This is a genomic window from Hydrogenophaga sp. (assembly GCF_050182545.1).
Classification (GTDB): domain Bacteria; phylum Pseudomonadota; class Gammaproteobacteria; order Burkholderiales; family Burkholderiaceae_C; genus Hydrogenophaga.
The window spans coordinates 58773-71434 of sequence record NZ_JBFXCD010000001.1 but is presented as its reverse complement, the minus strand read 5'-3'; the positions used below and the strand labels follow the sequence as shown (position 1 = coordinate 71434).

General features: G+C 62.0%; 11 protein-coding genes. 6 read left to right on the top strand and 5 right to left on the bottom strand.

Annotated features, from left to right (window positions below; translation table 11 throughout):
- The first annotated feature begins 133 nt into the window (after positions 1-133).
- From pilB to AB7P10_RS00340, 6 genes are read left to right on the top strand one after another with little or no spacing between them, the layout of a single operon-like run.
- Positions 134-1867 (top strand): type IV-A pilus assembly ATPase PilB, encoded by a 1734-nt coding sequence (pilB, locus tag AB7P10_RS00365; RefSeq protein ID WP_428291853.1) that lies wholly within the window; start codon positions 134-136, stop codon positions 1865-1867.
- 31 nt (positions 1868-1898) lie between these two features.
- Positions 1899-3116 carry a type II secretion system F family protein gene (locus AB7P10_RS00360; RefSeq protein WP_428291852.1) on the top strand — a complete coding sequence of 406 codons (1218 nt, stop codon included), beginning with the start codon at positions 1899-1901 and terminating at the stop codon, positions 3114-3116.
- Positions 3116-3976 carry a prepilin peptidase gene (locus AB7P10_RS00355; protein ID WP_428291851.1) on the top strand — a complete coding sequence of 287 codons (861 nt, stop codon included), beginning with the start codon at positions 3116-3118 and terminating at the stop codon, positions 3974-3976. Before AB7P10_RS00360 ends, AB7P10_RS00355 begins: the two co-directional genes overlap by 1 nt.
- Positions 3973-4587, top strand: a complete 615-nt coding sequence (gene coaE, locus AB7P10_RS00350; protein WP_428291850.1) for a dephospho-CoA kinase — start codon at positions 3973-3975, stop codon at positions 4585-4587. Before AB7P10_RS00355 ends, coaE begins: the two co-directional genes overlap by 4 nt.
- Before the next feature lie 42 nt (positions 4588-4629).
- Positions 4630-5385 carry a cell division protein ZapD gene (zapD, locus tag AB7P10_RS00345; RefSeq protein WP_428291849.1) on the top strand — a complete coding sequence of 252 codons (756 nt, stop codon included), beginning with the start codon at positions 4630-4632 and terminating at the stop codon, positions 5383-5385.
- Positions 5386-5395: 10 nt separating this feature from the next.
- Positions 5396-5602: a DNA gyrase inhibitor YacG gene (locus AB7P10_RS00340; RefSeq protein WP_428291848.1), complete on the top strand. Its 207-nt coding sequence runs from the start codon at positions 5396-5398 to the stop codon at positions 5600-5602.
- Between the two features lie 9 nt (positions 5603-5611).
- Here AB7P10_RS00340 and AB7P10_RS00335 read toward each other — a convergent pair whose 3' ends face one another.
- The 5 genes from AB7P10_RS00335 to AB7P10_RS00315 form a co-directional block, all read right to left on the bottom strand.
- A complete protein-coding gene (locus tag AB7P10_RS00335; protein WP_428291847.1) occupies positions 5612-6070 on the bottom strand; it encodes an NUDIX domain-containing protein in 459 nt (152 codons plus the stop codon).
- The gene (locus AB7P10_RS00330; RefSeq protein WP_428291846.1) at positions 6067-6945 is read right to left on the bottom strand and encodes an ATP-binding protein; all 879 of its coding nucleotides are present in this window, start codon (positions 6943-6945) and stop codon (positions 6067-6069) included. The genes AB7P10_RS00335 and AB7P10_RS00330 overlap by 4 nt, the downstream gene beginning before the upstream one ends.
- A gap of 34 nt (positions 6946-6979) precedes the next feature.
- Positions 6980-8227, bottom strand: coding sequence for a bifunctional glutamate N-acetyltransferase/amino-acid acetyltransferase ArgJ (argJ, locus tag AB7P10_RS00325; protein ID WP_428292172.1), 1248 nt, complete (start codon positions 8225-8227; stop codon positions 6980-6982).
- A 64-nt stretch (positions 8228-8291) separates the two neighbouring features.
- Entirely contained in the window at positions 8292-11054 is a 2763-nt protein-coding gene (gene secA, locus AB7P10_RS00320; protein ID WP_428291845.1) for a preprotein translocase subunit SecA, read from the bottom strand.
- A gap of 168 nt (positions 11055-11222) precedes the next feature.
- Positions 11223-12230, bottom strand: a complete 1008-nt coding sequence (locus AB7P10_RS00315; RefSeq protein WP_428291844.1) for a M23 family metallopeptidase — start codon at positions 12228-12230, stop codon at positions 11223-11225.
- Positions 12231-12662 lie beyond the last annotated feature (432 nt).

Sequence of the window (12662 nt, the reverse complement as noted above, 5' to 3'; positions counted from 1 at the left end):
ACGCCGATAAGGTGTTGGACGGTCGCTTTTCGCGTCCTCGATACAACGCCCGATACGGGGGAACCCGCATTTTCAAGACAAGTTGCCTCAATAGTGACGGGCAAGTCCTTGATTTACGATAGATTACAGCCTTATGGCGTCCGTCGAAACTGCCCCTCAGGATACCCCCTCCATGGCATTGCCCGGCCTGGGGCGAGCGCTGGTGTCCGCTGGCAAGCTCGGGCAGAAGGCCGCTGAAGACCTCTACCGCAAGGCGCAGGGTGGTCGAACCAGCTTCATCGCGGAGCTGACGGGCTCAGGCGCGGTGTCAGCGTCAGATCTGGCCCACACAATGTCGGTAGCTTTTGCTGCGCCCCTGCTCGATCTGGATGCCGTCGACATTCAGCGCCTTCCCAGTGGCCTGCTGGACCCCAAGATTTGCGCCGACTACCGCATTGTTGTACTGAGCAAGCGCAACAATCGGCTGATGGTTGCAACGGCTGATCCGTCCGATCAGCAAGCTGCAGAAAAGATCAAGTTTGCCACCCAGATGGGCGTTGACTGGGTCATTGCCGAGTACGACAAGCTCAGCAAGTTGGTGGAAACTCAGACCACCAGCATCAACGACACGATGGACAACATCATCGGTGGCGACTTCGAGTTTGACGAAGTCACCACCGATACGACGACGAACGACGCGACGGACAAGTCTTCGGAAGTCGATGACGCTCCCGTGGTCAAGTTCCTGCACAAGATGCTGATTGACGCGTTCAACATGCGCGCCTCCGATCTGCACTTCGAGCCCTACGAACACAACTACCGTGTGCGCTTCCGGGTTGACGGTGAACTGCGCGAAATCGCGTCCCCGCCAGTTGCGATCAAGGACAAGCTGGCGTCACGCATCAAGGTGATTTCCCGCATGGACATCTCCGAAAAGCGGGTTCCACAAGATGGGCGCATGAAGCTCAAGATCGGTCCGGAGAGAGTGATCGATTTCCGGGTCAGCACACTGCCTACACTTTTCGGCGAAAAGATCGTGATTCGTATCCTGGATCCGAGCAGCGCCAAGGTCGGCATTGATGCGCTGGGATATGAGCCGGAAGAAAAGGAACGGCTGATGAGCGCCATCAGCCGGCCCTACGGCATGGTGCTGGTGACCGGCCCTACCGGTTCCGGCAAGACGGTGTCGCTCTACACATGCCTGAACATCCTGAACAAGCCAGGGATCAACATCTCCACGGCCGAGGACCCGTCTGAAATCAACTTGCCCGGCGTCAACCAGGTCAACGTCAATGAGAAGGCAGGTCTGACCTTTGCGGCGGCGCTCAAAGCCTTCCTGCGGCAGGATCCTGACGTGATCATGGTGGGCGAGATTCGCGATTTGGAGACCGCCGACATCTCGATCAAGGCCGCGCAGACCGGTCACATGGTGTTGTCCACGTTGCACACCAATGACGCGCCCACCACGCTGACCCGCATGATGAACATGGGCATTCCCACGTTCAACATCGCATCCAGCGTAATCCTCATCACCGCCCAACGGCTGGCTCGGCGCCTGTGCGCCACGTGCAAGGCCCCGCTCGACGCGCCCCGCAAGGCTTTGATGGACGCTGGATTCAAGGCAGAAGATCTCGACGGCACCTGGACACCCTACAAGCCAGTGGGCTGCTCGGCCTGCAACAACGGCTACAAGGGCCGCGTCGGCATCTACCAGGTGATGCCGATTTCGGAAGAGATTCAACGCATCATCCTGCGCGGAGGCAGTGCGCTGGACATTGCGCAACAAGCCAGCAAGGAAGGCGTCCGCACGCTGCGCGAATCGGGCCTGCTCAAGGTCAAGCTGGGCCTGACATCACTCGATGAAGTGCTTAGCGTTACCAACGAGTAGCTCCCTCCCGACACAAGCCCCAGAGGACATCATGGCAACGGCAGTATCCAAAAGCGTCAAAGACGTCGTCTTCGAATGGGAAGGCAAGGACCGAAATGGCAAGACCGTGCGCGGAGAAACGCGAGCCGCGGGTGAAAACCAGGTTCTGGCTGCGCTGCGTCGGCAGGGTATCGTGCCCGGCAAGGTCAAGAAGCGCCGCATGAGCGCGGGCAAGCGGATCAAACCCAAGGACATTGCCATCTTCACTCGCCAGCTTGCCACCATGATGAAGGCGGGCGTGCCACTGCTGCAGGCCTTCGACATTGTGGGCCGAGGCAACGCAAACCCCAGCGTGACCAAGCTACTCAACGATATTCGGACCGATGTGGAAACCGGCACCTCGCTGAGCGCCGCGTTCCGCAAGAACCCGCTGTACTTCGACAGCCTCTACTGCAATTTGGTTGAAGCGGGCGAAGCGGCCGGTATTCTGGAAGAGTTGCTCGACCGCCTTGCCACCTACATGGAGAAGACGGAGGCCCTCAAGTCCAAGATCAAGTCGGCCTTGATGTACCCTATTGCGGTGATCATCGTGGCCTTCGTGGTGGTCACCATCATCATGATCTTTGTAATCCCCTCGTTCAAGGAAGTCTTCTCGTCCTTCGGCGCAGACCTTCCTGCGCCCACTCTGTTCGTGATCGCGATGAGCGAGTTCTTCACCGAGTACTGGTGGCTGATCTTCGGTGGCCTCGGTGGAGGTTTCTATTTCTTCATGCAAGCCTGGCGGCGCAACGAAAAGGTGCAACGGTTCATGGACCGACTCCTGCTCAAGCTCCCGATCTTCGGTGAGCTGATTGAAAAATCCGTCATCGCGCGCTGGACGCGCACACTGGCCACGATGTTCGCCGCCGGTGTGCCGCTGGTGGAGGCCCTGGACTCGGTGGGAGGCGCATCGGGCAATTCGGTCTATGCAATCGCAACGGAAAAAATTCAGCAGGAGGTGTCCACCGGCACCAGCCTGACGGTGGCGATGACCAATGCCAACATCTTTCCCTCGATGGTGCTGCAGATGTGCGCGATCGGCGAAGAGTCGGGCTCAATCGACCATATGCTGGGCAAGGCCGCCGACTTCTACGAAGCCGAGGTTGACGACATGGTGGCCGGCATATCCAGCCTCATGGAGCCCATCATCATCGTGGTGTTGGGCACCGTGATCGGTGGCATCGTCGTGTCCATGTATCTCCCTATCTTCAAGTTGGGCCAGGTGGTTTGATGCCTGAGTTGGGGGTGCCGACGGCGGCGCTGTTGGGCTTGCTGGGCCTCCTGGTGGGCAGTTTCCTCAACGTAGTGATTCATCGGCTGCCCAAGATGATGGAGCTTCGCTGGACTGCGGAATGCGCCGAGCTTCAGGAAACTGAAGGCCAGGCTATAGCAATTGCGCAAGAACAGGCGAGCTTCAACCTGATGACGCCTCGATCACGGTGTCCCCATTGCGGCCATCAAATTCGCTGGTTCGAGAACATCCCCGTATTCAGCTATCTCGCCCTGCGAGGCAGGTGCAGCCAGTGCAAGGCACCCATCAGCCTGCGCTACCCGGCCATCGAGCTGATCACCGCCGCCTTGTTTGCCTGGTGTGGGTGGCGCTGGGGATACGACTGGGAAGCACTTGCGTGGTGCGGTTTCTCTGCCGCGGTACTGGCGCTGGCCGCGATTGACTGGGACACCACGCTGCTGCCCGACGACATCACGCTGCCCCTGCTCTGGGCGGGGCTATGCGCTGCAGGACTGCGGTTGACGGACACGTTGCTCCCCGATGCCCTCTGGGGCGCTGTGGCGGGGTATCTGTCGTTGTGGCTGATCTACTGGACCTTCAAGTTGCTCACCGGCAAGGAAGGGATGGGCTACGGGGACTTCAAGCTCTTCGCGGCTTTTGGCGCCTGGTTCGGCTGGCAGGCGCTGATACCGGTGATCCTGATGGCTTCGGTAATCGGCGCGGTAATCGGCATTGCCATCAAGCTCAAAGGTCAGTTGCGCGAAGGCGGCTATGTTCCTTTCGGGCCATTCCTGGCGCTCGCCGGGTTGACTTCAATGATTTTCGGACCTTCGGCCATCTTGGCTGCCATCGGGCTGTGAGTGCATCCGAGCAGCGCCGCCTGCTCAAGGTGGGCCTCACAGGTGGAATCGGCAGTGGCAAGAGCTCTCTGGCGCGCATGCTACAAAGCTGCGGTGCCGAGACGATCGACGCCGACGCGATTGCCCGCGACTGCACCACTTCTCAAGGTGCCGCAATGCCCTCCATTGCACAGACCTTTGGTCCCGACTTCCTCACCGCAGATGGTGCGCTCGACCGACAGCGCATGCGCGAACACGTGTTCGAGCGGCCCGAAGCGCGCCAGACTCTGGAGCGCATTGTCCACCCGCTGGTGAGCGCTGAGATCGCACGCCGCGCCCGTGCCTCCATGGCGAGCTGCCTGGTGTTCGATGTTCCTCTTCTGGTCGAGTCACCTCGCTGGCGCCCTCAGCTGGATCTCGTCCTGGTCGTCGACTGCACACCCGAGACCCAGACGCGCCGCGTTCAGATCCGAAGTGGATGGGACCGCACCACCACCGAGTCCGTGATGCGCAGCCAGAGCCCCAGGGCGATGCGCTTGGCTGCGGCCGATCTGGTGGTATTCAACGATGGGGACGACATCGCCGAGCTCGAGCGATCCGCGCAGCGGCTGGCCAATCGGTTCGGGCTATGATGAACACCCCCTCGCCGCCCTGCCTTGCGATCTCCCGCCGCCGTGATTCTGTACGACTACCCCTTCAACGAACGCATTCGCACCTACCTGCGGCTTGAGCAGCTGTTCCGCCGCATGGTCGAGCTGGTACCGCGCAGCCATCCGTTGGACCACCACTACGCCATCCAGACGATCTTCGAGATCATGGACGTGGCCGCCCGCGCCGACATGAAGTCGGATGTGCTCAAGGACCTCGACCGGCACAAACAGCAACTCATCGGCTATCGCGGCAATCCCATGATCTCGGAGCAGGCACTCGACGAAGTCATCCAGAAACTCGACGACTGCTTCACTCAGTTAAACCAATTGACCGGAAAAACTGGCCAACCACTCACCGAGAATGATTGGTTGATGAGCATTCGAAGCCGTATTGGTATACCAGGCGGCACTTGCGAATTCGATCTGCCTGCGTACTACCACTGGCAACACGGCAGCGCCGAGGAACGGCGTGCCGATCTGCACCGCTGGTCGATGCCGCTGGCGCCGCTGGCCGAGTCCATTGTGCAGCTGCTCAAGATGCTGCGCGATTCAGGCACGGCTCAAAAAGTGGTGGCTCCTGGTGGTCAGTTCCAGCTCACGCTCCCCCAAGGCCGCAGTTTCCAGTTGCTGCGCCTGAGGATTGATCCATCGCAAGGGTTGATCCCCGAGATCAGCGGCAACCGGCTCATGCTGTCGGTGCGGTTGATGCGCCATGGCGAAGACGACCGGCTCCACCCGGCCCAGGAAGATGCCGCGTTCGAGTTGACCCTTTGCGCCTGAGGTTCACGCCTTGAGCGACAACACATCGGGCGCTGCGCCCGCAAGAACCGTCCGATGCCCCGGTTGCAACGGGCCCAGCTTGTACGCACCGTGCAATCGGTATCGACCGTTTTGCAGCGAGCGCTGCAAGCAAATGGACTTGGGCGCCTGGGCCAGCGAGAGCTTCACGCTGCCCGAAAAAGAAGGTCAGAGCGACCCGGACTTCGAGCAGAGCTGACGCACGTGCTCAGGACAGCCGATGCTGCTCGTCGGCCAGCCACTCCAACACGGGCAAGGTACCTGCCAGCACCGGCTCGCAACGCACGGGCAGCGTTTGCCAGGACGACCGCTGCCCCTCACGCATCTGCAACTCTCCGCTCCAGTCTCTGATTTTGCAGAAGTGAAGCCGTACCAACGCATGAGGGTAGTCCACCATCGAGACTTTCCAGACCGGCGCTGCGCCGATCGTCACGCCAATTTCCTCCAGCAGCTCGCGCCGCAAGGCCTGCTCGACCGTCTCGCCGGCTTCGAGCTTACCGCCGGGAAATTCCCAGTAGCCCGCATACACCTTGCCTTCAGGGCGCGAAGTCAGCAGGAACGCGCCGTCGGGGGCGATCAACACGCCAACAGCCACGTCCACAACGGGCCGCCCCACCGGCCGAGGCAAGCCCGCGTCGGCGTCGACCACCAAGACCGTTTCGTTCATGCCGGGGTCGCGTGTGTGCCCGCGTAGTCGCGCGCGAACTGATATGCCACGCGACCGCTGCGAGAACCTCGCTCCAGCGCCCACACCAGCGCGAGCGGACGCGCAGCTTCGATCTGCGCAGCCGCAATTCCGAAAGACGACAGCCATTGCGCCACGATGGTGAGGTACTCGTCCTGGCTGAACGGGTAGAAGCTCACCCACAAGCCAAAGCGTTCGGAAAGCGATATCTTTTCCTCCACCACCTCGCCCGGGTGCACCTCCCCCTCGGCCGTGTGCGTGTAGGTCAGATTCTCCTTCATGTACTCGGGCAGCAGGTGTCGCCGGTTGCTGGTGGCATAGATCAGCACGTTGGGGCTGGCCGCCGACACCGATCCATCCAGAATGGATTTCAGCGCCTTGTACCCCGGCTCGCCGTCTTCGAAGCTGAGATCGTCGCAAAACACGATGAAGCGTTCGGGCCGCGACGCCACCACCTCCACGATGTCCGGCAAATCAATCAAATCGGACTTGTCCACCTCGATCAGCCGCAGGCCTTGCGGCGCGTATTCGTTGAGACAGGCCCGCACCAGCGATGACTTGCCGGTACCGCGCGCACCAGTCAACAGCACATTGTTCGCCGGCAGCCCCTGTACGAACTGCAGTGTGTTGCGCCGAATCTTGTCCTTCTGTCCATCGATCTCCTGCAGATCGCTCAGGCGCATGGCGCCCACGTGGCGCACCGGTTCCAGTGCACCATGTCCGCTGCTGCGCTTGCGGTAGCGCCAGGCCACGGCCGAGGCCCAGTCCGGCGCAGACATCGGCCGTGGCAGCACGGCTTCGATGCGGGTGATCAGCTGCTCGGCGCGCTGCAGTAGGCGTTCGAAATGCTCGTTCATGGGCGACGGCTCGCGAAGCGGCGGGGCATGGGGCTCAAGACCTGTAGTCGGCGTTGATGGTCACGTAGTCGTGGCTGAAGTCGCAGGTCCAGACCGTTTCCGTGTGCGCCCCGCGGCCCAGTCCAATGCGCACCAGGATTTCGGCCTGTTTCATCACGCGCTGGCCATCCTCCTCGCGATAGTCGGGATGACGACCACCGGCCTTCACCACGTGCACATCGCCCAGGTGCAGATCGACGCCGCCGACGTCCAGGTCGTCAACGCCCGCGTAACCCACGGCCGCCAGGATACGGCCCAGGTTGGGGTCGCTGGCGAAGAACGCTGTCTTGACGAGCGGAGAATGCGCCACCGCATAGGCCACCTGCAGACATTCGGCAGGGGTTCGACCGCCCTCAACCTGAATGGTCATGAACTTCGTGGCGCCTTCACCGTCGCGCACGATGGCGTGCGCCAGTTGGCGCGCCACCGATGTCAGCGCGGCGAGCAGCGCGCGGCCGGCCGCACTGTCCAGATCCGTCACCGGAGCATGACCGGCGCGGCCCGTGGCGACCACCACGAAAGAGTCGTTGGTGCTGGTGTCACCGTCCACGGTCACCCGGTTAAAGGAAGCATCAGCCAGGCGCCGCGCCAGCTCGGCCATCAAGGTCGGGGCCACATTGGCGTCGGTGGCCAGAAAACCCAGCATCGTGGCCATATTGGGCCGGATCATGCCCGCGCCCTTGGCGATCCCGGTGGCATTGACGGCATGCCCCTCGAGCTCGAAGCGCTGGCTGTAAGCCTTGGGCAGGGTGTCGGTGGTCATGATGCCTTCTGCCGCCGAAAGCCATTGCGCACCCGCACCGGACTGCGGCTGCGCGGCATCGGCAAGCGCCTGTGGCAGGCCGGCCAGCAAGCGGTCCAGCGGCAGGGGCTCCATGATCACACCGGTCGAAAAGGGCAGCACCTGTTCATGATGCAGGCCAAGCGAGCGCGCCAGCGCATGGCAGGTCTGGCGCGCGCTAGTCAGGCCGGGCTCTCCGGTGCCGGCGTTCGCGTTGCCGGTGTTGATCACCAGTGCCCTGATGGCTTGACCGGACGCCAGATGGTCCCGACAGACCTGCACCGGGGCAGCAGCGTATCGGTTTCGGGTGAACACCGCGCCCACCGCGCAGCCTTCGTCCAGCAGCAACACCGTGAGGTCCTTGCGATCCGCCTTGCGAATACCCGCCTTGGCCACGCCAATGCGCACGCCGGCAATGGGCAGTAGGTCCGCAGCCAAGGGGACATTGAGATGAACAGGCATGTGAACTCCGTCGATGAACCGTGTCGCGCCACAGTGCGGCCGGGGGTAGGCTACCCCACCACCGTCAATCCAGCTTGCCGTGGCAGTGTTTGTACTTCTTGCCGCTGCCACAGGGGCACGGCTCATTGCGCCCCACGCGCGGCACCTCGCCCGAGGGCCGGACCGACGATGCTGTCACTCCGCCAAGCGATCTCGTCTCCACATCGCCCGTCTCGGTGGGCGCACTGTAGGTGACGTTGGCGATCTGCTCGGCGCGCTCCTCAAGCTGCTCGGCGGCCTCGGTCATCTGCTGTGCCGATTGCACACGCACATTGATGAGGATGCGCGTGACGTCGTTCTTGACACTGTCGAGCAGCTGACCAAACAGCATGAAAGCCTCGCGCTTGTACTCCTGTTTGGGCTGCTTCTGCGCATAACCACGCAAGTGGATGCCCTGGCGCAGGTAATCCAGCGCCGCGAGATGCTCGCGCCACTGACCGTCAATGGTCTGAAGCAACACCACGCGCTCGAACTGGGTGAAATTTTCCTCGCCCACGAGCGCCACCTTGCTATCAAACACCGCCTTGGCCGCCGCCAGCACGCGTTCGACGATCTCTTCCACATCAATGGCTTCCGCGTCGGAGACCCAGGTGGTCACCGGCGCCTCCACAGACCACTCATCACGAAGGACGCGCTCGAGCGTCGGCAGATCCCACTGCTCCTCCACGCTACCTTCGGGCACGTACTGGTGCACGAGGTCGGTGAAGCAGCCATCGCGCAATGCATCGATCTGGGCACGCAGGGAGGTGGCGTCCAGAATGTCGTTGCGCTGCTGGTAGATGACCTTGCGCTGGTCGTTGGAGACATCGTCGTACTCCAGCAGCTGTTTGCGAATGTCGAAGTTGCGCGCTTCAACCTTGCGCTGAGCGCTTTCAATGCTGCGCGTGACGATGCCCGCCTCGATGGCCTCCCCCTCGGGCATCTTCAGGCGGTCCATGATGGCGCGCACGCGGTCACCGGCGAAGATGCGCATGAGTGCGTCGTCCAGGCTCAGGTAGAAGCGCGAGGAGCCGGGATCGCCCTGTCGGCCGGAACGGCCGCGCAGCTGGTTGTCAATGCGGCGCGATTCGTGGCGTTCGGTCGCAATGATGCGCAAGCCGCCGAGCGACTTCACTTTCTCGTGATCCTGTTGCCACTGCTGGCGGATGGCCTCGACGCGACTTGACTTCGCGCCTTCATCGAGCGACTCGTCGTTCTGCACCGCGTCGACCATCTTCTCCAGGTTGCCCCCAAGCACGATGTCGGTGCCACGACCGGCCATGTTGGTGGCGATGGTGATGGCGCCGGGACGCCCGGCCTGGATGATGATGTCGGCCTCGCGCGCATGTTGCTTGGCATTGAGCACCTCGTGCGGCAACTTTTCCGCCTGCAGCAAACTGGCGATGATCTCGGAATTCTCGATGGAGGAAGTCCCCACGAGCACCGGCTGCCCCCGCTGATGGCATTCGCGGATGTCCTCAATGGCCGCAACGTACTTTTCCTTGGTGGTCTTGTACACACGGTCGAGCTGATCGGTGCGCTTGCTCGGCCGGTTGGGCGGGATCACCACGGTCTCCAGACCATAGATCTCCTGGAACTCGTAAGCCTCGGTGTCGGCGGTTCCGGTCATGCCGGCAAGCTTGCTGTAGAGCCGGAAGTAGTTCTGGAAGGTGATGGATGCCAGAGTCTGGTTCTCCGGCTGAATGGCCACCCCCTCCTTGGCCTCAACCGCCTGGTGCAGGCCATCACTCCAACGCCGGCCCGACATCAGGCGACCAGTGAATTCGTCGACGATCACGATCTCACCGCCCTGGTTCACATAGTGCTGGTCACGGTGATAAAGGTGATGCGCCTTGAGCGAAGTCACCAAATGGTGCAACAGCGCGATGTTGGCCGGGTCGTACAGCGAAGCCCCTTCGGGCAACAGCCCAGCCTGGCTCAACAGACCTTCGGCTTTCTCATGACCCTGCTCTGTCAGGTGGATCGAATGCGCCTTTTCATCCAGGGTGAAGTCCCCCGGCGTGATCACGCCCTCACCGGTTCGCACGTCGGCCTCGCCTTCCTGGCGCGTGAGGTGTGGCACCAGTTGTTTGATGGCCAGGTAGATCTGCGTCTGGTCCTCGGCCTGCCCGCTGATGATGAGCGGCGTGCGCGCCTCGTCGATCAGGATCGAGTCCACCTCGTCGACGATGGCGTAGTTCAGGCCACGCTGCACGCGGTCCGCGGCTTCGTACACCATGTTGTCGCGCAGATAGTCGAAGCCGTACTCGTTGTTGGTACCGTATGTGATGTCCGCGCGGTAAGCAGCCTGCTTCTCCTCGCGCGGGGCCTGGGGCAGGTTGATGCCCACAGTCAAACCCAGAAAGTTGTAGAGGCGCCCCATCCACTGCGCATCGCGGCTGGCCAGGTAGTCGTTGACGGTGACCACGTGAACACCTTTACCGGTGAGCGCGTTCAGATACACCGGCAACGTGGCCGTCAGTGTCTTGCCCTCACCCGTGCGCATCTCGGCCACCTTGCCGTGGTGCAGCGCCAGCCCGCCAACAAGTTGCACGTCGAAGTGGCGCATCTTCATCACGCGCTTGCTCGCTTCACGCACGACGGCAAACGCCTCCGGCAGCAGCGCTTCAAGCGCCTCACCTTGCGCGATGCGCTGCTTGAACACTCCCGTCTGGGCTTTCAGATCGTCATCGCTGAGTTGCTCGAACTTTGCCTCCAGGCCATTGATGCGCTCCACCGTCTTTCGATACGTCTTCAAAAGACGGTCATTGCGGCTACCAAAGATTTTGGTGAGGAAGTTTGTGGCCATACGTGCGGGCCTGCACCGGGATCGCGTGGATGCCGGTCAGGCGGATAAGGAATGGAGGGCTCCTGTGAACCCGGGGGTGCAAAAGACGGGACGCTACCCGTGAAGTGCAGGCGAGCGCAGGGCTTTCAAGAGCAAAGTGCGCATTTTACCCGGCGCACCGTGCGAGGTTCAGGGTCGGCGCGGCCCGGGGGCCGCTGGCTTGGCCGACGCGAGATTTTCCCCCGCGGCCAGAAAGCGGCCCGGGTCTTGCGGCACACCGGAGACCCACACTTCGAAGTGCAGATGCGGTCCGGTGGAGCGCCCGGTGGAGCCGACTTCCGCGATCTTCTGACCACGTTTCACGATGTCGCCCTTCTTCACGAGCACCTTGGAGGCATGCGCGTACCGGGTAATCAGATCGTTCCCATGGTCGATTTCGACCATGTTGCCGTAAGCGGCGTGGTACTCCTGCACCACCACCAGACCTCCTGCAGCCGAGAGAATCGGCGTGCCTGGATTCGCCGGGAAATCCAGTCCCGTGTGCAGCGCCGAGCGGCCCGTGATGGGGTCGATGCGAAATCCAAATGGAGAGCCCACGTGCCCCCCCACCACCGGCTTTTCCGTCGGCACCATGGTGCGCCGGATCTTCTGGTCGAAAAGCCGCGACTCCACGACGGTGAGCCAGTCCACGCGCGAGCCACTGGTCTGATCAATTCGGTCCAGCGCCCCCATCAGTTCTTCCATGCTCAAGTCACGTCCGCCGACCAACGCGCCACCGGAACCCTGGGGCACCTTGAACTCCGCGGGACTCAACCCGGCCAGTCCCGCGACGCGCTCTCCCAACGAGTCGATCTGCACCATGCGCGCCTGCATCTCTCCCAGCTTGCGCGCCATGGCGTCCAGGTTCGCCCGCAAATACGCGTTCTGTGTGTCGGTGTCGTCTGGATACATGAGACGCCCCAAAGATGCAAAGCCCGGCCAGCTATTGCGCACACCTTCCAGGAAGATCCAGTGGTATGAGGCGATCGAGCCCAGCATCAAGAGCACGGATGCCAGCGCGCCAACGGCCACCAGCTTGAGGCCATTGAGGTGCAGGGCACGGCTCTTGGCCAGCCAGGCATCCGTGATAATGATGTGCACAGTTCCACCTTTCCTGGCCAGGGCCTTGGGATCCGGACAGAACCGGATCACCCCCATCGCATGTCATCCAATCAACGACCTCAAACCATGCTCACGCTGGAACAGGCTGTGGGGTCAGCTCCCTCGCTGGCCGCGCTTCAGGAGCGTGTCCGCGAGTCCCGTTGGTGCCTTGATCAGGTTCGCCACCTGATCCCGGCCAGCCTGCTCCCACACGTACTCCCGGGTCCTCTACAAGACAGGGAGTGGTGCTTGCTGGTGGCAAGTGCCGCTGCCTCGACCAAGTTGCGTCAACTGCTGCCATCACTACAGCAGACATTGACCCAAAGGGGAGCGCAGGTTAACGCAATCCGCATCAAAGTCCAAACACCTGGACGATGAGCGCCGCATGACGGGGTGCGGACGGTGCCTGGTGCCGCTTGTCTGACTCGCAAACGCAACGGTAGGCCGCGCAGCGTCTAGCTTTGTGAAGTTGAACCCAAACAAGTACCG

Excerpts from the sequence above, each read along its gene's own strand:
- pilB (WP_428291853.1), top strand. The coding sequence starts at position 134 with ATGGCGTCCGTCGAAACTGCCCCTCAGGATACCCCCTCCATGGCATTG.
- AB7P10_RS00360 (WP_428291852.1), top strand. The coding sequence starts at position 1,899 with ATGGCAACGGCAGTATCCAAAAGCGTCAAAGACGTCGTCTTCGAATGG.
- AB7P10_RS00355 (WP_428291851.1), top strand. The coding sequence starts at position 3,116 with ATGCCTGAGTTGGGGGTGCCGACGGCGGCGCTGTTGGGCTTGCTGGGC.
- AB7P10_RS00335 (WP_428291847.1), bottom strand. The coding sequence starts at position 6,070 with ATGAACGAAACGGTCTTGGTGGTCGACGCCGACGCGGGCTTGCCTCGG.
- AB7P10_RS00330 (WP_428291846.1), bottom strand. The coding sequence starts at position 6,945 with ATGAACGAGCATTTCGAACGCCTACTGCAGCGCGCCGAGCAGCTGATC.
- argJ (WP_428292172.1), bottom strand. The coding sequence starts at position 8,227 with ATGCCTGTTCATCTCAATGTCCCCTTGGCTGCGGACCTACTGCCCATT.
- secA (WP_428291845.1), bottom strand. The coding sequence starts at position 11,054 with ATGGCCACAAACTTCCTCACCAAAATCTTTGGTAGCCGCAATGACCGT.
- AB7P10_RS00315 (WP_428291844.1), bottom strand. The coding sequence starts at position 12,230 with ATGGGGGTGATCCGGTTCTGTCCGGATCCCAAGGCCCTGGCCAGGAAA.